We start from the raw sequence: 19,685 nt of genomic DNA, 5'->3' as shown, positions 1-19,685 counted from the left end.
GCCGCGCTCGCGGACCTCGCCTCAGAGGACGTCGCCGCGGAAATACTCGAAGGTCCAGCCGACCAGCGACACGGCCCCGGCCACGACGGCGACCGGGAACAGCCACCAACCGGCGTAGTGCGTCAGCGCCAGAGCGAGGAACACCAACCCGGCGGAGGCGCCCAGCGCCAGCGGCCACCAGCTGTGCGGGGAGAAGAACCCGTACTCCCCCGCCGAGTCGGCGATCTCGCCCTCGGGGTTGTCCGCCGGATCGTTGTCGAGCTTCTTGATGGTGGCGCTCAAGTACAGGCCGACCATCCCCGACATGAGGCCGAGCAGGGCGATCCCGATGACGCCCACCGGCTCCCATTGGCCCATCACGCGATGCGTGAAGAAGCCGTAGATCACCGCGATCGGGAAGAAGAACACGATGCCGAGCAGGAAGAGCTTGGCGGAAGTCTTCATCGGGCGTCACTCTCCTGACGGTCGCCGGGGCGATCATCGCGCAGCGTTTGCAGCACGGCCTGGTCGGCTCCGGGGCTGGCGTAGGCCGAGACCTCGGGGTGGTGCAGGTCGAACGCGGGACGCTCGGAGCGGATCCGCGGGAGGCGGTCGAAGTTGTGCCGCGGCGGCGGGCACGAGGTGGCCCACTCCAGCGAGGCGCCGTAGCCCCACGGGTCGTCGCTGGTGACCTTCGGCGCGTAGCGCCACGTCTTCCACACGTTGTAGAAGAAGGGCAGCAGCGACAGGCCGAGCAGCAGCGCGAAGACGGTCGAGACCTGGTTCATGAATTCGAAGTTGTCTTCGACCATGTAGTCGCCGTAGCGGCGCGGCATGTGCTGCATGCCGAGCACGTGCTGGATGAGGAAGGTGCCGTGGAAGCCGATGAAGAGCATCCAGAAGTGGATCTTGCCGAGCTTCTCGTCGAGCATCCGGCCGTAGAACTTCGGCCACCAGAAGTAGAAGCCGGCGAACATCGCGAACACCACCGTGCCGAACACCGTGTAGTGGAAGTGCGCGACCACGAAGTAGGTGTCGGAGAGGTGGAAGTCGAGTGCCGGGCTCGCCAGGATGACACCGGTCAGACCACCGAAGAGGAACGTCACGAGGAAGCCGAGAGCCCAGATCATCGGGGTCTCGAAGGTCAAAGACCCGCCCCACATCGTGCCGATCCAGTTGAAGAACTTCACCCCGGTTGGCACCGCGATGAGCATCGTCATGATCGCGAAGAATGGCAACAGCACTTGGCCGGTGACGTACATGTGGTGCGCCCACACGGTGACCGACAGCGCGGCGATCGCGACGGTGGCGAAGATCAGCGTCTTGTAGCCGAAGATCGGCTTGCGGGAGAACACCGGGAAGATCTCGCTGACGATGCCGAAGAACGGCAACGCGATGATGTAGACCTCTGGGTGGCCGAAGAACCAGAACAAGTGTTGATACAGGATCGGTCCGTCGTTGGCCGGATCGAAGATGTGCATCCCGAACAGGCGGTCACCGATCAGGCCCATGAAGGCTGCAGTCAGCACGGGGAAGGCCATCAGCACGAGGATCGAGGTGACCAGCACCGTCCAGCTGAAGATCGACATCCGGAACATCGTCATGCCCGGCGCGCGCATGCAGATGATCGTCGTGATGAAGTTGACGGCACCCATGATCGTGCCGAAACCGGTGAGGCCGAAGCCGATGAGCCACAGGTCGCCACCGAGGCTGGGGGTGAACGTGGCGTTCGAGAGCGGCGCGTAGGCGAACCAGCCGAAGGAGGCAGCGCCCCCGGGCACGAAGAACCCGGAGACGGCCATCAGGCCACCGAAGAGGTACAGCCAGTAGGCCAGCATGTTCAGCCGCGGGAAGGCGACATCGGGAGCACCGATCTGCAACGGCAGCAGCGCGTTGGCGAACGCCGCGAACAGCGGCGTCGCGAAGAGCAGCAGCATGATCGAGCCGTGCATGGTGAACATCGCGTTGAACTGCTCGAGGTTGTCGAGCACCTGCAGACCAGGGGCGAACAGCTCGAGGCGGATGATCAGGGCCAGCACGCCACCGAGCGCGAAGAAGAACATCGACGTGGCGAAGTAGAGCGTTGCGATGACCTTGTGGTCGGTGGTCGTCAGGTAGCTGACGATGATCTTGCCCTTCGAGCGTTTGGGCCGCTCCGGGCCGTCCGGAGACTCCGCGGACGCGCGCGGCGAGGTCAACGTGGCCATCAGTTCACACCTGCCTGGGGGGTCGGAAGGTACTGCTGCTGCCCCGGCTCCAACGGCTGGCGCGAGAGCGAGTTGTCGAGCATGCCCGTCTGGCCTGCGGCGCGCAGCTCATTCATGTGCTGGTCGTACTCCGCCCGGCTGACGATCTTGACGTTGAACAGCATCGCCGCGTGGTAAGCGCCGCACAGCTCCGCACACTTGCCGACATAGTTGCCTTCGGTCGTCGTGGTGACCTGGAACTTGTTGACCTTGCCCGGCACCATGTCGAGCTTCTGCTGGAAGGCCGGCACCCAGAAAGAGTGGATGACGTCGCGGGCGGTCAACACGAACTCGATGCGCTCGTTGACGGGCAGTACGAGGGTGGGCAGGGTCTCTTCCACCCCGGGCTTACCGGTCAACTGCGCCTGCACGCCGGAGTCCCAGACGCCCGCGTCGATGTAGTTGAAGTCCCAGCTCCACTGCTTTCCGACGACATTGACGGTGACGCTGGGGTCTTCCGACGTATCGAGCAGGTAGGCCTCGTCGCGGTGCGTGAAGTAGAAGATGACGCCGACCATCATCACGGGGATGACCGTGTAAAGAACCTCGATGGGCACGTTGTACCGCAACTGCGGCGGCAGGCCCACGTCGTCCTTCTTGCGGCGGAACTTGATCATGCAGTAGATCGTCAGACCCCATACGAGCCCACCGACGATCCAGGCAGCGATCCACATGCCGACCCACAGCTCACTGACGCGGTCGGCACCGGTGGTCGCCCCGTAGGGCAGCCAGCCACGGGAGGCCTCACCGTACTGGGTGCTACATCCGGCCAGGGTGAGCACCGCCGCGCTGACGCCGGCCAGGAGGGGGAGGACCCGACGCCGCCGGCGATCGGGGCTCAGACGTTGCACAGGCACGAGGCACCTTTCCTGTCGTTCTGACCGGACGAAGCTGAGGTTCACACGGCACCGGCTCGCTCGCAAGGGCTACGACCCGCGACCGCTGTCCACGATCCAACCACGACCCCGGTACGGACCAGGGCTATTCGCGAAGTCAGCATAGTTGCTCGACCCCGCCCTGGGCAGGCGAGGGCCCCAACTTCGCGTTTGGGCGCGCCGCCGAGTCCGAAAGGGCGCCGACGGGCGCTGATCAGGCAGGTCCGGTGCTGCATCCAGCCGACACCCAGGTGATAAGTCACCGTGGCGGGGTGGGCGTGTCGCCGCGAGCCCGCCGCTGCCCCCAGTCGGCTTCCGGCAGCGAGAGCGCCGTCCCGAGCCGGCGTAGGTACTCGGTGCGGGCAATCGCGGCGCAGCCGAGACTGCCCAGATGCGGCGTCAGCCACTGCACGTCGATGAGGCGCCGCTCGTCGCCTCCGGCGAAGAACCGCTCGACGAGATGCATGAGGGCCACCTTGGAGGCGTCGGTCACCCGATGGAACATCGATTCGCCGGCGAACAGCCCGCCGATGCCGATGCCGTAGAGGCCGCCGACCAGCTCGTCATCCCGCCAGACCTCGACGCTGTGCGCCTGGCCGCGGCGATGCAACTCGGCGTAGACCTCGTGCACGCGGGCCGTGATCCAGCGGCCGCTACGGTCGGGATCGGCGCACCCGCGCACCACCGCGTCGAAGTCCTGATCGACCGTGGCGTGCAAACGCCCGGCCGAGCGCCGAAGCGACCGCGAGACGCGTAGCTCACCGGGCAGCAGCACCCCGCGCGGGTTGGGCGACCACCAGCCGATCGGAGGCTTGCCGTCAGGCTGGGTGCCCATGGGAAACAGCCCGTTGCGGTAGGCCGCAAACACCAGGTCGGGCTGGAGTTCGGGCCCGATGACCAGCAGCTCGGCCTCATCGGGGACGAACTGCCCGTGGAGCATCGCCCGGTACAGCGGCACCCAGTAGGTGTCTGGGTTCGGGGCTTGGGGGCCGGTCCACACTCAGCCGTGGAACGGGGGTAGGTGGGGTGCGATGTCGTCGGCCGCGTCGTCGCCGAACGCGGCGCGGAAGCGCTCGTGGAAGCCGGGCAGCGCGCCCTCGTACTCCTGAGTGCCGACAGTCTCCAACACGTGGGTGGCCAGCAGCGCTCCGACCTGGCCGCAGCGCTCGTGCGGCAGGCCCCAGGCGAGCCCGGCGAGGAACCCGGAGCGGAAGGCGTCGCCCACCCCCGTCGGGTCGGCGATCGTGCGGGGCGGCACCGCGTCGATGTGGATGGGCGCCTGCCCGCGCGTGGTGATCGTCGCGCCGTCCTTGCCGCGGGTCGTTACGCGCGTCGTGACCCGCGCGGCGATGTCGTCGACGGTCCAGCCGGTCTTCTGCTCGATGAGGTGCGACTCGTATTCGTTGGTGAACAGGTAGGTGGCGTCGTCGACGAGCTTACGGATCGCCTCCCCCTCCATGAACGCCAGCTGCTGGGAGGGGTCCGCGGCGAAGGCGTAGCCGCGCGTGCGGCATTCCTGGGTGTGGCGCACCATCGCCAGCGGGTCGTTGGGCGCGATGACGACGAGGTCGAGGGTGCCGACCCGCTGCTCGACCGGGTGCAGCTCGATGTGCCGCGCCTCGACCATCGCGCCGGGGTAGAAGGTCGCGATCTGCGCCAGGTCTTGATCGGTGGTGCACACGAAGCGCGCGGTGTGGTGGGTGTCGCTGATGCGCATGCTGGCGCAGTCGACCCCGTGTCGCTCGAGCCAGGAGCGATAGTCCCGCACGTCTTCGCCCGCGGCGCCGACGATCACCGGGCTCAGCCCCAACACCCCCAGCCCGAAGCCGATGTTGCCGGCGACTCCGCCGCGGCGGATGTCGAGCTCGTCCGCCAGGAACGACAAGGACACCTTGTCGAGTTGGCCTTCGATGAGGGAGTCGGCGAAGCGGCCGGCAAAGGTCATGAGATGGTCGGTCGCGATGGATCCGGTGACAGCGATACGCACCGCCGCAGACTATCGACGTGGCCGGACACGTCGACGGCCGGCCGACGCGAGGTGCGTCGACCGGCCGTAAACGGGTGGCTCGGCCGCCGGAGCGGTGACTCAGCTGAACGAGTCGCCGCAGGCGCAGGAGCTGCCCGCGTTGGGGTTGTCGATCGTGAAGCCCTGCTTCTCGATGGTGTCGGAGAAGTCGATCGTCGCGCCCATGAGGTAGGGGGCGCTCATGCGGTCGACAACGACCTCGACGCCGTCGAAGTCCCGCACGGCGTCACCGTCGAGGGCGCGCTCGTCGAAGTAGAGCTGGTAGATGAGGCCGGAGCAGCCGCCGGGCTGGACGCCGACGCGCAACCTCAAGTCGTCGCGGCCCTCCTGCTCCAGCAGGTTCTTGACCTTGGTGGCGGCGACGTCGGTGAGCAGTACGCCGTGGGTGGCCGAGTCCTGAACAGTCATGTGGTGTCCTTCGCACTCTGAAGCGTTCGGTGTCCTCAACGGTAGCCAACGCCCGCTTTGTTCCCCACCTGGCCGTGGGTTGAATTGGGAGTGCCCCGAAAACGCGGGGCGAACCGGGCGCCTGGGTCAGCCGCTACCGCGTCTCGGCGGGGGCGACCAGGTGCGGGCCAGCCGTTGCGCCCGAGCGGAGAGGGTGCCGACGGGATCGGCCATCGTCGCCGCGACATCGGCGGGTCGCTCGGCAACGGCGTAGGCCCCGGCGAGCCCCGTCGACATCGCCTCCCGGCGCCCCACCTGCAGCTGGCCGGCCAGCACCACCGCCGGGCGCCCGAGGGTGGCGGCGGCCCGGGCGGCGCCGGCGGCGACGCTGTCCCGCAGCGAGGCCCAGTCGAAGCAGCCCTCCCCCGTGATGACCAGGTCATGCCGCGCCACGAGCGCCTCGAAGTCCCAGGCGCGCAGCACGACGTCGACGGCGCTGGCGCGCTGCCCACCGAGCAGCATGAGGGCATATCCCATGCCGCCGCCGGCCCCGGCTCCTGGTTCGCGCTCCAGCCGCCGCGGCAGCCCGGTCAGCAAGTCCAGCGGCGGGGGCATCGTCTTGCCGACGATGTCGGTGAACCGGCCCAGGCGCAGCTCCAGTTCTTGCGCCTGCATCGGGTCGGCACCCTTGCGCGGGGCGTGGGTCGCCGACGTGCCTTGCAGGCCGAGCAGCGGCAGCGTCTCCTCGGTGGCGATGACGAGTTCGACGCCGCGCAGGCGCTGCGCGAGCTCGGGCAGGCCGGCGAGGTCGGCGGCGGTCACCTCGGCCAGGCCCCCGCCGCCCCGACTGAGGGCGGGCACCATGCCGGCGACCGGGCTGCCCCCCGTGCCGGCGCTCCGCGCGGCCAGCAGCGCGGCGAGCAGGCCCGCGCCACCGTCGTTAGTGGCCGAGCCGCCGAGTGCGACGACGATGCGGTGCGCCCCTTCGGCCAGCGCGGCGTCGATGAGCTGCCCGACTCCGTAGGAGCTGGTCAGCAGCGGGCGGCGCTCGTCGGCGTTGAGCAAGTGCAGGCCGGCGGCCTGGGCGGACTCGATGTAAGCGGTGCGGGCGGGGCCCTCGTCGACGAGCAGCACGGCGGCCGGCACGTCGCGCCCGAGCGGGTCGGAGACGGTGACGGCCACCGAGACGCCGCCCACGGCCTCCTCCAGCACGTGCAGGAAGCCGCTGTCGCCGGCCGAGAGTGGCGCCAGCGTCAGGTCGTCGTGGGGCGCGCCGCGCCGCCAGCCGGCGGCCATCGCTTCGGCGGCCTGCACGGCGGTCAGGGTGCCGGTGAAGCTCTTCGGGCAGAACAGGACGCGCACCGTTCTATCGTGCCAAACCGGCCCGCACCCGCGAAAGGCACTCCGCCGCAAGCCGCCTGCGACCCGGCCCCGAGCGGGCCGGGTCGGAACCCCCCGGGGCCGCTAGGAGGCGGTGCCTGCGTTCGAGCCCAGCTCGCCGATCCGCTCGAGCAGCACAGCCTCGGCCAGGGCGACCCGCTCGAACTCCGGCACGTGCAGGCTCTCGTTGGCGCCGTGGGCGCGAGTGTCCGGATCCTCCACGCCGGTGACCAGGATCGTGGCCTGCGGAAACGCCTCCGCGAACTGGGCGATGAACGGGATCGAGCCGCCGATGCCCATGTCGACCGGCTGCCGCTGCCAGGCGTCGGCGAAGGCGGCGCGCGCCGCGGCCACATAGGGCCCGTCGGTCGTCGTCGTAACCCCAGACCCCACGTCCGGGCCGCCGACCTCGACCTGCGCGCCCCAGGGGGCGTTCGTCTGCAGGTGCTCGGTCAGCGCCGCCAGGGCGGCCTGCGGGTCCTGGTCCGGGGCGATGCGCATCGAGACCTTGGCGCGGCAACTCGGGGTGAGCAGGTTGGCGGCCTGGTCGACGCTGGGCGCGTCGATCCCGATGACCGTCAGGGCCGGTTTGGTCCACAGCCGGGAGGTGTAGGAGCCGGAGCCGAGCAGGTCGACCCCCTCGAGCACCCCCGATTCGGCACGCACGCGGGCCTCGTCGTAATCGACGGCCGTGTCGTCACGAGCGGTGAGTCCCGCGACGGCGACCTCGCCGCGCTCGTCGTGCAGGGTGGCCAGGAGTCGACACATCGCGGTGATGGCGTCGGGCACCACACCGCCGAACATCCCCGAGTGCAGGCCGTGGTCGAGAGTGCGCACGGTGACCTCGACGCGCACGTTGCCGCGCAAGGTGGTCGTCAGCGCCGGGGTGCCGATGTCCCAGTTGCCGGAGTCGGCGATGACGAGGGCGTCGCAGGCCAGTGCGTCGTGGTGCTCGGCGAGCAGCGCGGGCAGGCTGCGCGAGCCCGCCTCCTCCTCGCCCTCGACGAAGACGATGACGTTGACCGGAGGCCGGCCCTCGAACACCCGCAGGGCGGCGACGTGCGCCATGACGCCGGCCTTGTCGTCGGCGACCCCACGGCCGAAGAACCGGTCGCCGCGGCGGGTCGGTTCGAAGGGCGGGCTGTCCCAGTCGTCGTCGCTGCCGGGGGGTTGCACGTCGTGGTGGGCGTAGAGCAGCACGGTCGGGCTGCCGGGCGGGCCGTCGACGCGGCCGATGACCGCGGGGTGGCCGTCGCCGGCGCGGACCACCTGCACGTTGGCGCCGGCTCCCGCGAGCAGCTCGGCGACCCGCTCTGCGGAGGCGGCCACGGGGGCGGGGTCGAAGGAGGGCGCCGAGACGCTGGGAATGCGGGCCAGGTCGGCGAGGTCGGTGAGCACGTCGGGCAGCAGGTCGGCGACGCGGCGGCGCAGGTCGGCCAGCCGCTGCGGGTCGAGGGCGGGGGCGGTGGGGTCGTCGGCGTTCACCCCGGCAGGCTATGGCACGTCCGCCCACGGCGCAGGCCGCTCGGGCGCTCGCGTGGCTCGATTAGGGTGTGGGCGTGTTCGGACGTAAGAAGGATCAGCAGCCCCCCATCGAGCAGACCCCGGAGCCGGAGAACCGGCCTGGGGCCAAGAACCGGCCCACGCCCACGCGGCGTGAGGCTCAGGCTGCCCGACAACGTCCGATCGTGCCGGCGGACCGCAAGGCGGCCGCTCAGGAGTCGAAGGCCAAGCAGCGGGCCGCCCGCATGCAGCAGCGGGAGGCCATGTACCGCGGCGAGGAGTGGGCGCTGCCCATGCGCGACCGCGGCAAGGAGCGCGGCTTCATCCGCGACGTCCTCGACGCCCGGCGTAGCTTCGCGGAGTTCCTGCTGCCGATCATGCTCATCGGCCTGCCGATCAGCCTCATCCCGAATCCGCGCGCGATCCTCATCGGCTACATCCTCGTGTACGGCGCCGTGCTGCTGACCGTGATCGACACGTTCGTCATGTGGCAGGGCGTCAAGCGGCGGGTGCAGGAGAAGTTCGGGCGGCCCCCCGGCAAGGGCGCGCTCTGGTATTCGATATCACGCTCCATGCAGATCCGCCCGGGGCGCATCCCGCGCCCTCGGGTCAAGCGCGGCGAATACCCCAGCTAGTTTCCGCGAGAAGGCCCGCCCGAGCACGGCTCGGGCGGGCCTTCTGGGTGCGTCGGTAGGTCAGGCGGGATCGAGCTTCATCGGGCCGTAGGCGACGACGCCGTTCTGTTCCAGGCTCACGGAGGCGACCCCCTGGTCGGCGAGCTCTTCCCACGACTCACCGAGCCAGGCCTCCGCCTCCCCCTGCGTGGGAAAGGTGCCGGTGTCGACCTCGACAGCGGCACCGGTGGAGTCGAGACAGGTCCACATCCAACGGTCGCTCATAAGGGCAGTATTGCCGACCTCAGGCCGCGCCGGCCCGGTCGACCCGGGACTGCGTGATGTCCAAACGGGAGCCCAGATGGCCGGGACGCTCGACCCGTGGACGCTGGCTGCTGTGGCCTGTTCGGGCCAACGACTGGCCCGCCAGCCCGGGAGCCAACGCCATGCTCACCCCGACGAGCGCCAATCCGGCCAGTCGCGCCGCCCGCCACCCGCTTGAACCCGTCATCGTCTTTCCCCCGTTGTCCGTCGCCGCCCCCGGCCGGCCTGAGACCGACCTGAGAAGATCTTAGCCGGACGACTGTCCAACACGAAACAGACCACAGCAGGAGAGCCGGGGTGGGCGTTGCGTCGCCCGGGGCACCACCTAGGGCACTGCGAAGGCCGCCACGTCACCGATGACGGTCACGGCCGGTGGCGCGATCCCATCCGGGGTGCCCTCGCGCGCGAGAGCACCCACCGTCGTGCTGACGACCCGCTGGCGCGCGCTGGCGGCCTCCATGACGCAGGCGACCGGGGTCTGCGCGGCGCGCCCGCCCGCGAGGAGCGTGGCGGCGATCCGCGGCAGCGTCTCCACCCCCATGAGGATGACGATCGTTACCCCGCTGGCGGCCAGCGCCGCCCAGTCGACCGTGCTGCGAGGGTCGTCGGGTGCGGCGTGCCCCGAGACCACGGCGAACCCCTGGACGACCCCGCGATGGGTGACCGGAATCCCGGCCAGCTCCGGGGCCGCGACGGCGGAGGTGACGCCCGGCACGACCTCGACCGGGATGTCGGCCTCCCGGCAGGCGATGACCTCTTCCATCCCGCGGCCGAAGACGAAGGAGTCGCCGCCCTTGAGCCGCACGACCCGCTTGCCCGCGCGGGCGTGCTCGATGAGCACCTCGTTGATGCGCTCCTGAGGGGTGAAGCGGCCGCGCGGAATCTTGGCGACGTCGATGACCTCGACGTGCGGGGGCAGGTCGCGCAGCACCTCCAGCGGGGCCAGGCGGTCGACGACCAGAACGTCGGCGCCGTGCACGGCCGCGAGTCCGGCGACCGTGATGAGGCCGGGGTCACCCGGGCCACCCCCGACGAGCGCGACGGAGCCCGGTCCACCCGCGGTCGCGGCGGCCGGCTCGCGCAGCGTTCCCGGGCGGGTCTCCAACTCGGCGATGAGGATGTCGGCGGTGTTCGCGTCGGCCGCTGCCCGCTGCAGCGAGTCGCGCAGCTCCGGTTCGTCGTCGGAGCCGGGGCACACCACGAGCAGCGCGATCCCGTCGAGGTCTGTCGCCGTGTAGGCGCGGGCGTGCCAGGTGAGCGCGTGCCGTTCGGCGAGATCCTGAATCGACGTCGCCACCTGGGGCGCGACGACGGTGACCCGGGCGCCGCGGTCGAGCAGGCGGCCCAGCAGGCCGAGCGCTCGGGCGGGACCGCCGACGACGAGCACCTGCCGGCCACCCAGTTGCAACTGGGCGCCGAGATCACTCATCGCGGCCCGCCACCCCGGCGCTCTCGAAGGTGGCTCCCTCGCGGACGACTCGAGCCGCGCCCTGCACCAGCGGGATGGCCAGCACGGCGCCGCTGCCCTCGCCCAGACGCAGGTCGAGGTCGAGCAGCGGCCGCAGCTCCAGGTCGGCGACCGCCAGCCGGCTCGCCGGTTCGGCGGAGACATGACCGGCGAACCAGTAGTCCACGGCCGGCGGGCTCAGTCGCGCGGCGACGAGGGCCGCGCTGGCGGCGATGACGCCGTCGAGCACCACCGGGGTGCGCAGGGCCGCCGCGCCGAGCAGGAAGCCGACGAGGGCGGCGTGCTCGAAGCCGCCGACCGCGGCGAGGGCGGCCAGCGGTTGGTCGGCGGTGGCGTCGTTGACCTCGATGGCGCGCTCGACGACGGAGATCTTGTGGGCCAGCATCGCGTCGTCGATGCCAGTCCCCCGCCCCGTGACGACGCGCGCCGGGGTCTGAGTGAAGACCGCGACGAGGGCCGCCGACGGGGTCGTGTTGGCGATGCCGAGGTCTCCGGTGGCGAGCAGCCGGTTGCCCTGCGCGACCAGGTCGCGGGCCACGTCGATGCCGACCTCGATCGCTTGGCGGCACTGCTCCTGCGTCATCGCCGGGCCCAGGGTCATGTCCGCGGTGCCCGCGGCGACCTTGCGGTGCATGAGCCCCGGCGTCTGCGGCAGATCCTGCGCGACCCCCACATCGATGACCGCGACCTCAGCGCCGACGCCGCGGGCCAGCACGCTGGTCATCGCTCCCCCGGCGAGCACGTTGAGCACCATCTGGGTGGTGACTGCCTGCGGCCACGGGCTGACCCCTTGGGCGTGCACGCCGTGGTCGCCGCAGAAGACGGCCAGGGCTGCCGGCTCGGGCAGCGGCGGCGGAAAGGTACCGGCGATGGCGGACAGCTTGGCCGCGACGTTCTCGAGCTCGCCGAGCGAGCCGGCCGGTTTGGTCAGGCGCAGCTGGTGCTCGTCGCACGCGGCACGGGCCGCCTCATCGACCGGGGCGACCGCCGCGATGGTCTCGTCGACGAGCAACATGGGTTCTCCTCCCGGGAGGCCGCGGGCCCCCCAGCGTTCGTGGTGGACGGCCCAGGACAGTGGCCGGCGACGGGCCCACCCGCTGAGGGCGAGCTCGGGGGCTGAAGGGAAGGCGCGGACGTGGCCGACGCACAGGTAGGCGACGACTTGGAGGTGCTCCGGCAGGTCGAGAGCGGCGCGCAGCTCGTCGGGGTCGAAGAAGCTGACCCAGCCGACTCCGATGCCTTCGGCGCGGGCTGCGAGCCACAGGTTCTGCACGGCGGTGGCGACCGAGAAGGGCGCCATCCGCGGGTCCGCGTGCCGGCCGAGGGTGTAGGGGCCGCCGCGGGTGGGATCGCAGGTGACGACGATGTTCAGGGGGGTCGACAGGATCGCCTCGACCTTCAGGCCGTCGAAGCTGCGGGCGCGGCCGCCGGGCAGGCTTGCGGCGTAGCGGTCCCGCTGGTCGGCGGCCAGGGTTTGGAGGCGGCGGCGGCGCTCCTCGTCGCGGACGATGACGAAGTCCCACGGCTGGCTCAGGCCCACGCTGGGGGCCCGATGGGCGGCGGCCAGGAGGCGGGTCAGCGTCTCGTCGTCGATCGGGTCCATCGTGAAGTCGCTGCGGATGTCGCGGCGGCTGGCGATGACGTGCTCCAGCGCCTCCCGGGTCGCCTGTGCCAGCGGCGGCTCGTGGGTGGCCGGCGTCGGCTGGGTGGGGGTCATCGCGGCTCCTGGCGTTCGCGGGTGTCCAGCGGGTCGGGCGCGGCACGCTGGTCAGGGATGCCGTCGCCAGGTGCTGTGTCGCCAGCGGCTGCGTCGCCATCGGCTGTGCCGGCAAGGGCGTGGGCGATGGCGGAGAGCACCTGATCGGTGGTTGCCTCGTCGCGCACCGCCAGACGCAGCCACTCGCGCCCCAGACCGGGAAAGGTGTCGGCGCGCCGGACTGCGATGCCGTGCGTGGCCAGACGGCGACGGATCAGCGCGGCGTGCGGGTGCTGAGCCAGGACGAACGGCGCGGCCGGGGCGGGCACGACCGTGAACCCCAGGAGGCTCAGACCGGCGACGAGGTGCTGCCGGCGTGCGGGCAGGGCGGCGGCGATGGCCGCGACGTGGTTCTGCGCGCAGGGAGTCGCGCTGGCCGTGATCGCGGCGAGGGCGAGGCTGTTGACCGACCACGCGGGTTGCAGTTGCCGCATCCGCGCGATGAGCGGCGGCGCGGCGACGACATAGCCGGCGCGGATGCCGGCCAGCCCGAACGTCTTGGTGAGGCTGCGAATGACGCACAGGCCCGCGTCGACGGCTGCCTCGCCGATGAGGGTTGCGCTCGAGCGAGAGTCGGCGGGCAGGACGTCGAGGAAGGCTTCGTCGACCACCAGCAGCCGGTCGGCCGGGCCGGCTTCCCGCACGGCCCGCAGGTCGGCGGTGTCGTGCAGCCGGGAGGTCGGATTGGTGGGATTGCCGATGACGACGAGGTCTGCGACGTCTGGCACCGCGGCGGGGTTCAAGGCGAAGTGCTCGCGCGCGTCCAGCACGTGGTGGGCCGGCGGGTGACCGGCCGCGCGCAACGCCGCGTCGGGCTCCGTGAACTGGGGGTGCACCACGAGCGGCGCCCGCCAGTCGCGGGCCTGCGCCAGCAGGGAGAACGCCTCCGCTGCCCCGTTGACGAGCAGAATCGACTCCTCCGGGAGACCGAGGTGCGCGGCCAGGACTTCGCGCGCCGGCCGCTCGTCGGGGTAGGCAGCGACGCCGAACAGCGCGTCCGACATCACAGCGAGCAGCCACGATGGCGGCGCGGAGACCGCGACATTGACGGCGAGGTCGATCGTCGCTCCGCGAGCTTCGACGTCCCCGTGGTGCAGCAGCGGATCCCACGGGCCGCCGTCGAGCACTCCGACGACGAAGGTGCAGCCGCCGGCCGTCTGTTTGTCGTGCAGCGGGCGGGCGCCAGCAGCCAGCACCGCGGCCTGGGCGACCGATCCGACAGCGCCGCCGGTGAGATCCGCGACCCGGGCGCTGCCGGGCTGCTGGGCGCGTAAGGAGGTGGCGTCGTGGCCCCGAACGGGAGCGCCCAGGGCCTTGGCGATGGCTTGGACCGCGGGATGGTCCGCTTTATCCGCCCACGTGGCCACCGCCAGAACGGGCGCCCCGGCCAGCTCTCCGGCGGTGGTGCGGGCCAGGGCCGCGGTGATCGCCGGAGCGGCGGCGACCGGGTCGCTGCTGGAACAGACGCCGAGCCCGACAATGAGGCCGGGGCCGCTCACGCGACGACCTCGGCGCCGCGCCGGTCGCCGGCGGCGGCGCGGACGAACGCGGCGGCGCTGCCGGGTCGCCCGGCCCAGTGAGTGTGCAGATAGGAGGCGTGCACGCGGCCGTGCACGAAGCCCTCGGTCTCGGGTCGGCCGGCGGAGTCGCGCCACCCCCAGGCGCGCTGGTCCGCGGCCTCGGGGTCGACCTGCACCCGGGTGCGGTGGAACTCGTGGCCGGCGACCCGGGCGCCTTCGGGGGCGATGATGCTGTCGGCCAGGGCCACCGCGCTGCGGTATCCGAGTACCAGCCGCGGGTGCATCGCGCCGGTGGCGGGCAGCACGTCGCACATCGGCACCCCGTCGAGTTCGCGCAGCAGATAGAGCATCCCGGCGCACTCGGCGAACACCGGTCCCCCGCCCTCGGCGAACGCGGCGATCTCGGTGCGCAGGCCGCGGTTGGCGCCGAGTGCTGCGGCGTGCACCTCGGGAAAGCCGCCGCCGAGCACGATGCCGTCGGTACCCGCGGGCAGCCCCTCGTCCCGCAGCGGATCGAAGGTCTGCACGCGGGCGCCGGCGGCACGCAGCAACTCGGGGGTCTCGGCGTAGCCGAACGTGAAGGCCGCGCCGGCGGCGACCGCGACGACCGGCTCGTGCCCGGCGCCCCGGCGGGTGCGGCCGACCTCGGTGGCGCCGATCGCCTCTGCCGGATCCCACGCTGATGTGTGCAGCTCGGGGGCCTGCGCGGCCAGGTCGAGCACTCCGTCGAGGTCGATATGTTCGCGGGCCATGCCTGCCAACGCCTCGACGGCACCGAGGGCCTCGGGGCGCCGCTCGGCGGCGGGGATGAGGCCGAGGTGCCGGCTCGGCACGACGACATCCGGCAGCCGCGGGATCGAACCGAGTACTCGCACTCCGGTCGCGGCGACTGCCGCCTGCGCCTCCGCCTCGTGCCGCGGGGAGGCGACGTTGTTGAGGATGACCCCGCCGACGCGAACGCCGGGCTCGAAGGTCGCGAAGCCGTGCACGACCGCCGCGACGCTGCGGGAGGCCGCGGCGCAATTGACGACGAGCAGCACGGGCGTATCGGTGGCGCGAGCGACGTGGGCGGAACTGGCGAAACCGTCCGTGCCCAACGCCCCGTCGAACAGGCCCATCACCCCCTCGATGACGGCGATGTCCGCGGGCGTCGGCACGCTGGCGCCGTGCAGCAGCAGCGGGGCCAGCAGGTACTCGCCGACGAGGTGGGCGTCGAGATTGCGCCCCGGGCGACCGGCGGCCTGCGTGTGGTAGCCGGGGTCGATGTAGTCGGGGCCCACCTTGTGCGGGCTGACCCCCAGGCCGCGGTCGCGCAGCGCGGCGATGAGACCGGTGGTGATCATCGTCTTGCCGCTGCCAGACGCCGGGGCCGCGACGAGCACCCGGGGCAGGCTCACCATTCGATGCCTCGCTGGCCCTTCTGGCCGTCGTCCATCGGGTGCCTGATCTTGGTCATCTCGGTGACCAGGGTCGCGGCCTCGATGAGGCGCGGATGGGCGTCGCGGCCGGTGATGACCACGTGCTGCTTGCCCGGGCGGTCGGCCAGGGTCGCCACGACCTCGTCGACGTCGACCCAACCCCACTTCATCGGGTAGGTGAACTCGTCGAGCACGTAGAGGTCGTGCCGCTCGTCGGCGATTCGACGCTGGATCTCGCGCCAGCCTTCGAGGGCGTCGGCGGCGTGCTGCTCCTGAGTGTTCTCACCCGTGCTGCTACGCGTCCAGCTCCAGCCCGAGCCCATCTTGTGCCACTCGACGGCGCCGCCCTCGCCGGTCTGCTCGTGCAGTTCACCGAGGCGGCGGAAGACCTCTTCTTCGCCGACCTTCCATTTGGCCGACTTCACGAACTGGAAGACCCCGATGTCGAAACCCTGGTTCCAGCCGCGCAACGCCATCCCGAAGGCGGCGGTCGACTTGCCCTTGCCGGGGCCGGTGTGCACGGCGGTGATCGGACGGTTGCGGCGTTGACGGGTGGTCAGGCCGTCGGCGGGAACGCTCTGCGGTTGGCCCTGCGGCATGCCTGCCTGCCTTCCTCGAAGGGTCCGCGCCCTCGGGAACAGATGGGTGGCCGCAGAGTTCCTGACTTCGGCCGCCCCGGGCTCGGGTCGGGCGTCACAGTGGCGGGACCGTGCCGGCGTCGCACCGGCTTCCTCGTCGCGGCCAGCCATGGTGGATGGCTGGTCACGGCCTCGCGGCCGCGTGGGGCAGCCTACCCGAGCCGCCGCGGCGTCGGACCCCAGTGTGGCCATGCCGCCCGGCACCGATGGCTCCCTGGCTCGGCGCCGGACCCTAGGGCGCGACAGAGCAACGCACAGCAGGCGCACGGCCGGGCAGTCCACAATTTGTGTTTGTGGTGAACTAATGACATGCCCACCCTGCGGATTTCACGCCGGGCCGCTGACCTGCAACAACGCGCGGAGCCTAGAGCGCTCCAGGGTGGGCATGTCATTAGTTCACCCCCACAACAACCAGTGGCGGCTCGTGGATCGGGGCTCGCGGCCCCACCGGCGGTCAGGATCGGACTCGCTGTGCCGATTCAGAGCAGGAGGCCGAGGCGAGGTGAGGGATGTACGGACGACGTGGCGCCCAGGCGACACCTTCAGCGCCCGCTGCTGCGAAGGCCGGGCCGGTGCGGGTGCCGATCGGGCCGCTGACCCACGAGGATCTGCGGATGCTGCGGGACTACTGCGGATACTCCTTCGACTGGCCGCCCAAGGACGGGCAGTCGGTGCCCAAGGCCGCTCTGTTCGTCGGCTACGCCCGGCTGCAGCAGATCGAGGACGGCGGCCTGCGCGACCTCTTCGGTGACCTGCAGCAGGTGCGGATCTCCTACCAGCGCCTCACCGGCGAGAACCCGGTCGACGACGCCTTTCTCGTGCGGGTCGCGCGCAGTTCCACCTCACCCCTGGCCCGAGCTTTTCTCGACGCGGGCGGCACCAGCCCTCGCTACGCGTAGTCCGCGAGCCACTCGAGCCCCCCGCCCCCGCGGACCACTCGAGCCCCTCGAGCCCCGGCGCCGAGTCGTCATTTCGACTGCCCAGTGGTCGGTTCTACGTGACGAGTCGCGCCCCAAATTGACGAGTCGACCAGCTGGGGGCTTCGACCAGCTGGGAGCTTCGACCAGCTGGGGGTCTCAGGCGGCCGCTAGGGCAGCGAAGCGGCCGTGGGCGTCCAGGAGGCTCGCGCGGGGGCCTTGTTCGACGACCCGTCCGTGGTCGAGCACGGCGATCTCGTCGGCGTCTTCGATGGTGGCCAGGCGGTGGGCGATGGTGATCGTCGTGCGGCCGACGCGCAGGCGGTCGAGTGCATCTTGCAGCGCGCGCTCGGTGGCGGTGTCGAGGGCCGAGGTCGCCTCGTCGAGCACGAGGATCCGCGGGTCACGCAGGATTGTGCGGGCCACGGCGATCCGCTGCTGTTCGCCGCCGGAGAAGCGGTGGCCGCGGGCGCCGACGATCGTGTCGAGCCCCTCGGGCAGGCCTGCGACGTGGTCGGCGACCTGGGCGGCGGCCAATGCCTGCCACAGTTCGGCGTCGTCTGCGCCGGGGCGGGCCAGGCGCAGGTTGTCGCGGATCGAGGCGTGCACTAGGTAGGTCTCCTGCGAGACGACCCCGACGATCGCGGCCAGGGTCTGCGCGTCGAGGTCGCGCACGTCGACGCCGTCGATGGTGACGCGGCCGGTCGTCGTGTCGTTGAGGCGCGAGACGAGGGAGGCGAGCGTCGACTTGCCGGAGCCGGTGGCTCCGACGAGCGCGAGCGAGGCGCCGGCGGGGACGCTCACGTTCACGTCGGTCAGCGCGTCGCGGTCGGCGCCGGGGTAGCGGAAGCCGACGTTCTCGAAGCGCACCTCGCCGCGCACGTGCTGGGGGTCGAGGAGGACGGGCGCTGCTGGCTCCGGGACATCGGGTTGCAGGTCGAGGTAGTCGAAGACGCGGGAGAACAGCGCCAGGGAGGCGACGACCTGGGCTCCGACGTTGAGCAGTCCCATGAGCGGGCGGAACAGGGTGGCCTGCAGGCCGGTGAAGGCGATGAGCGTGCCGATCGTCATGCCGCCGGAGGTCGCGGGGAGCCCGGCGACCAGGTAGATCAGCGCGGGGATGACCGCGAAGATGATCTGCATCGTGGCCATCCGCCAGCGCCCGGCGAGGCTGGACCTCAACTCGAGGTCGACGAGGTCGGCGGAGGTGTCGGCGAACCGGGCGGCGTTGGCCGGGCCGGCGCCGAGGGTCTTGGCGAGCCGGATGCCGCTGACCGACAGCCCCTCCTCGATCTGCACGTTGAGGTCGGCCAGTCGCGCCTGCTGTTGGGCGGTGATCGTGCGGCGCAGCAGGGCGACGCGGCGGGTCAGCCAGATGGCCGGGGGCATGACGACGAGAGAGAGCAGCGCGAGCCGCCAGGAGATGGCGACCATCGCCACGGACGTCGCGATCGTCGTCGTGACGTTGGCCGCGATGGAGGTCGCGGTCGAGGTGACGACGTCCTGCATGCCGTTGATGTCGTTGGTCAGACGCGACTGCACCTCACCCGCGCGGGTGCGGGTGAAGAAGCCGAGGGACTGGCGTTGCAGGTGGGCGAAGACGTCGGTGCGCAGCCGATGCATGACGCGCTGCCCGATGGTCGCCGATTGCCACGTCTGCACGACGCCGAACAGGGAGGTCAGGACGGCGACGCCGATCATGGCGCCGACGGCGGCCAGCAGCAGCGGCACGTCCTGGTGCGGGATGGCGACGTCGACGACCTCGCGGACGAGGAACGGTTGCGCCAACCCGATGATCGAGGTCGCGACGATGAGTGCCGTGACGAACGCCATCCGGGCGCGGTGGGGCGCGAAGAGCCTCCAGATGCGGCGGAGCGAGACCGGAGAGTCGGCCAGTTGCGCGCGGTCGCGCGGGTCGATGCGCCGGGCGCGACCGCCCGGGGCAGGGCCTCCGCGACGGTCACTCGACCTGGGTGTGTCCACCATGAGCACCACTCCTTCCACTTACTGTGGTTACCTCACAGTGAGCCGAACACACCTCCTGCCGGTATTGTTCCCGTCATGCCGGAGACGCCCGCCGATCACACCGACAACCACGTCGACAGCCTCGGCGATCGCTTTCTCGTGGTCTCTCGTCGGCTGCGTCGGCGGTACGCGTTGGCGTTGGAGCCGCTGGGGATCACGCCGCATCAGGCGCGCACGTTGCGCGTCGTCGCCCGGTGCGGCCCCCTGCGCCTGGGTGAGCTGGCCGCGCAGCTGCACATCGCCCCGCGCTCAGTGACCGACGTCGTCGACGCGCTCGAAGACCTCGGCTACGTCCGCCGCGCCCCCGACCCGCGTGATCGCCGCGCCACGGCCGTCGAGGCCACCACCCAGGGCCGACGCGAGAGCGAGGCCGTCGAGGAGCTGCGCCGCAACCAGGCCGACCAGTTCTTCGCCCGGCTCCCCGAGCCCGACCGAGCCGAGCTGGCACGACTCCTCGACGACCTCACCGACAACTAGCGATCACTCGACCTCCTCGCTCAAGACATAGCCAGTGGCGCCGATCACATATGTGTCCGTTCGCCAGCGAGAGGTACCCAGTGAAGCGTCCGACCCTGACCGCCATCACCACCGCAGCCATCCTCTTCGGGG

19 protein-coding genes and 1 riboswitch are annotated in these 19,685 nt (G+C 71.2%); of the genes, 3 read left to right on the top strand and 16 right to left on the bottom strand.

Annotated elements, in window-relative coordinates:
• Positions 1–21: 21 nt before the first annotated feature.
• The 8 genes from KILIM_RS14435 to KILIM_RS14400 form a co-directional block, all read right to left on the bottom strand.
• The gene (locus tag KILIM_RS14435) at positions 22–444 is read right to left on the bottom strand and encodes a cytochrome c oxidase subunit 4 (RefSeq protein WP_006593452.1); all 423 of its coding nucleotides are present in this window, start codon (positions 442–444) and stop codon (positions 22–24) included.
• Entirely contained in the window at positions 441–2,186 is a 1,746-nt protein-coding gene (gene ctaD, locus KILIM_RS14430) for an aa3-type cytochrome oxidase subunit I (protein WP_006593451.1), read from the bottom strand. The genes KILIM_RS14435 and ctaD overlap by 4 nt, the downstream gene beginning before the upstream one ends.
• Entirely contained in the window at positions 2,186–3,082 is an 897-nt protein-coding gene (ctaC, locus tag KILIM_RS14425) for an aa3-type cytochrome oxidase subunit II (protein WP_006593450.1), read from the bottom strand. Before ctaC ends, ctaD begins: the two co-directional genes overlap by 1 nt.
• A gap of 277 nt (positions 3,083–3,359) precedes the next feature.
• Positions 3,360–4,058 (bottom strand): leucyl/phenylalanyl-tRNA--protein transferase, encoded by a 699-nt coding sequence (gene aat, locus KILIM_RS14420; RefSeq protein WP_255247664.1) that lies wholly within the window; start codon positions 4,056–4,058, stop codon positions 3,360–3,362.
• Positions 4,059–4,100: 42 nt separating this feature from the next.
• On the bottom strand, positions 4,101–5,087 hold the full coding sequence (locus tag KILIM_RS14415) for a carbohydrate kinase family protein (RefSeq protein WP_006593448.1): 987 nt from the start codon (positions 5,085–5,087) through the stop codon (positions 4,101–4,103).
• 99 nt (positions 5,088–5,186) lie between these two features.
• On the bottom strand, positions 5,187–5,534 hold the full coding sequence (gene erpA, locus KILIM_RS14410; protein WP_006593447.1) for an iron-sulfur cluster insertion protein ErpA: 348 nt from the start codon (positions 5,532–5,534) through the stop codon (positions 5,187–5,189).
• Positions 5,535–5,660: 126 nt separating this feature from the next.
• Positions 5,661–6,875, bottom strand: coding sequence for a glycerate kinase family protein (locus KILIM_RS14405; RefSeq protein WP_006593446.1), 1,215 nt, complete (start codon positions 6,873–6,875; stop codon positions 5,661–5,663).
• Between the two features lie 102 nt (positions 6,876–6,977).
• Positions 6,978–8,378 (bottom strand): dipeptidase, encoded by a 1,401-nt coding sequence (locus KILIM_RS14400; protein ID WP_006593445.1) that lies wholly within the window; start codon positions 8,376–8,378, stop codon positions 6,978–6,980.
• A 74-nt stretch (positions 8,379–8,452) separates the two neighbouring features.
• On the opposite strand from KILIM_RS14400, the gene KILIM_RS14395 reads away from it, so the two are divergent.
• The gene (locus KILIM_RS14395) at positions 8,453–9,031 is read left to right on the top strand and encodes a DUF3043 domain-containing protein (RefSeq protein WP_006593444.1); all 579 of its coding nucleotides are present in this window, start codon (positions 8,453–8,455) and stop codon (positions 9,029–9,031) included.
• Between the two features lie 60 nt (positions 9,032–9,091).
• Here the strand turns inward: KILIM_RS14395 and KILIM_RS14390 are convergent, their stop codons facing one another.
• From KILIM_RS14390 to cobO, 7 genes are all read right to left on the bottom strand, one after another.
• Complete coding sequence (locus KILIM_RS14390) at positions 9,092–9,295, bottom strand: hypothetical protein (protein ID WP_040563494.1); 204 nt, start codon at positions 9,293–9,295, stop codon at positions 9,092–9,094.
• 19 nt (positions 9,296–9,314) lie between these two features.
• Positions 9,315–9,521, bottom strand: coding sequence for a hypothetical protein (locus tag KILIM_RS24065; RefSeq protein ID WP_157551729.1), 207 nt, complete (start codon positions 9,519–9,521; stop codon positions 9,315–9,317).
• A 138-nt stretch (positions 9,522–9,659) separates the two neighbouring features.
• Entirely contained in the window at positions 9,660–10,763 is a 1,104-nt protein-coding gene (gene cobA, locus KILIM_RS14385; protein WP_006593442.1) for a uroporphyrinogen-III C-methyltransferase, read from the bottom strand.
• Positions 10,756–12,519 carry a nicotinate-nucleotide--dimethylbenzimidazole phosphoribosyltransferase gene (gene cobT / locus KILIM_RS14380; protein WP_006593441.1) on the bottom strand — a complete coding sequence of 588 codons (1,764 nt, stop codon included), beginning with the start codon at positions 12,517–12,519 and terminating at the stop codon, positions 10,756–10,758. The genes cobA and cobT overlap by 8 nt, the downstream gene beginning before the upstream one ends.
• Entirely contained in the window at positions 12,516–14,057 is a 1,542-nt protein-coding gene (cobC, locus tag KILIM_RS23375) for an Rv2231c family histidinol phosphate aminotransferase CobC (RefSeq protein WP_006593440.1), read from the bottom strand. The genes cobT and cobC overlap by 4 nt, the downstream gene beginning before the upstream one ends.
• Positions 14,054–15,478 (bottom strand): cobyrinic acid a,c-diamide synthase CobB, encoded by a 1,425-nt coding sequence (locus tag KILIM_RS14370; protein WP_006593439.1) that lies wholly within the window; start codon positions 15,476–15,478, stop codon positions 14,054–14,056. The genes cobC and KILIM_RS14370 overlap by 4 nt, the downstream gene beginning before the upstream one ends.
• On the bottom strand, positions 15,472–16,095 hold the full coding sequence (gene cobO, locus KILIM_RS14365) for a cob(I)yrinic acid a,c-diamide adenosyltransferase (RefSeq protein WP_006593438.1): 624 nt from the start codon (positions 16,093–16,095) through the stop codon (positions 15,472–15,474). The genes KILIM_RS14370 and cobO overlap by 7 nt, the downstream gene beginning before the upstream one ends.
• 35 nt (positions 16,096–16,130) lie before the next feature.
• Positions 16,131–16,253: riboswitch (cobalamin riboswitch) on the bottom strand.
• Between the two features lie 390 nt (positions 16,254–16,643).
• On the opposite strand from cobO, the gene KILIM_RS14360 reads away from it, so the two are divergent.
• Complete coding sequence (locus tag KILIM_RS14360; RefSeq protein ID WP_157551728.1) at positions 16,644–17,033, top strand: hypothetical protein; 390 nt, start codon at positions 16,644–16,646, stop codon at positions 17,031–17,033.
• 177 nt (positions 17,034–17,210) lie between these two features.
• Here the strand turns inward: KILIM_RS14360 and KILIM_RS14355 are convergent, their stop codons facing one another.
• Entirely contained in the window at positions 17,211–19,037 is a 1,827-nt protein-coding gene (locus tag KILIM_RS14355) for an ABC transporter ATP-binding protein (RefSeq protein ID WP_040563493.1), read from the bottom strand.
• Between the two features lie 75 nt (positions 19,038–19,112).
• Between KILIM_RS14355 and KILIM_RS14350 the strand changes: the two genes are divergently transcribed.
• Positions 19,113–19,553 carry a MarR family winged helix-turn-helix transcriptional regulator gene (locus KILIM_RS14350; RefSeq protein ID WP_006593435.1) on the top strand — a complete coding sequence of 147 codons (441 nt, stop codon included), beginning with the start codon at positions 19,113–19,115 and terminating at the stop codon, positions 19,551–19,553.
• The last annotated feature ends 132 nt before the right edge of the window (positions 19,554–19,685 follow it).

Origin of the sequence: Kineosphaera limosa NBRC 100340, assembly GCF_000298215.1 — a bacterium.
Lineage (GTDB): Bacteria > Actinomycetota > Actinomycetes > Actinomycetales > Dermatophilaceae > Kineosphaera > Kineosphaera limosa.
This window is presented reverse-complemented; position numbering and strand designations above follow the sequence as displayed.

What these genes read in the sequence shown, in the direction of transcription:
- KILIM_RS14435 (WP_006593452.1), bottom strand. Translation starts at nt 444, where the DNA reads ATGAAGACTTCCGCCAAGCTCTTCCTGCTCGGCATCGTGTTCTTCTTC.
- ctaD (WP_006593451.1), bottom strand. Translation starts at nt 2,186, where the DNA reads ATGGCCACGTTGACCTCGCCGCGCGCGTCCGCGGAGTCTCCGGACGGC.
- erpA (WP_006593447.1), bottom strand. Translation starts at nt 5,534, where the DNA reads ATGACTGTTCAGGACTCGGCCACCCACGGCGTACTGCTCACCGACGTC.
- KILIM_RS14390 (WP_040563494.1), bottom strand. Translation starts at nt 9,295, where the DNA reads ATGAGCGACCGTTGGATGTGGACCTGTCTCGACTCCACCGGTGCCGCT.
- KILIM_RS24065 (WP_157551729.1), bottom strand. Translation starts at nt 9,521, where the DNA reads ATGACGGGTTCAAGCGGGTGGCGGGCGGCGCGACTGGCCGGATTGGCG.
- cobA (WP_006593442.1), bottom strand. Translation starts at nt 10,763, where the DNA reads ATGAGTGATCTCGGCGCCCAGTTGCAACTGGGTGGCCGGCAGGTGCTC.
- cobT (WP_006593441.1), bottom strand. Translation starts at nt 12,519, where the DNA reads ATGACCCCCACCCAGCCGACGCCGGCCACCCACGAGCCGCCGCTGGCA.
- KILIM_RS14370 (WP_006593439.1), bottom strand. Translation starts at nt 15,478, where the DNA reads ATGGTGAGCCTGCCCCGGGTGCTCGTCGCGGCCCCGGCGTCTGGCAGC.
- cobO (WP_006593438.1), bottom strand. Translation starts at nt 16,095, where the DNA reads ATGCCGCAGGGCCAACCGCAGAGCGTTCCCGCCGACGGCCTGACCACC.
- KILIM_RS14360 (WP_157551728.1), top strand. Translation starts at nt 16,644, where the DNA reads ATGTACGGACGACGTGGCGCCCAGGCGACACCTTCAGCGCCCGCTGCT.
- KILIM_RS14355 (WP_040563493.1), bottom strand. Translation starts at nt 19,037, where the DNA reads ATGGTGGACACACCCAGGTCGAGTGACCGTCGCGGAGGCCCTGCCCCG.
- KILIM_RS14350 (WP_006593435.1), top strand. Translation starts at nt 19,113, where the DNA reads ATGCCGGAGACGCCCGCCGATCACACCGACAACCACGTCGACAGCCTC.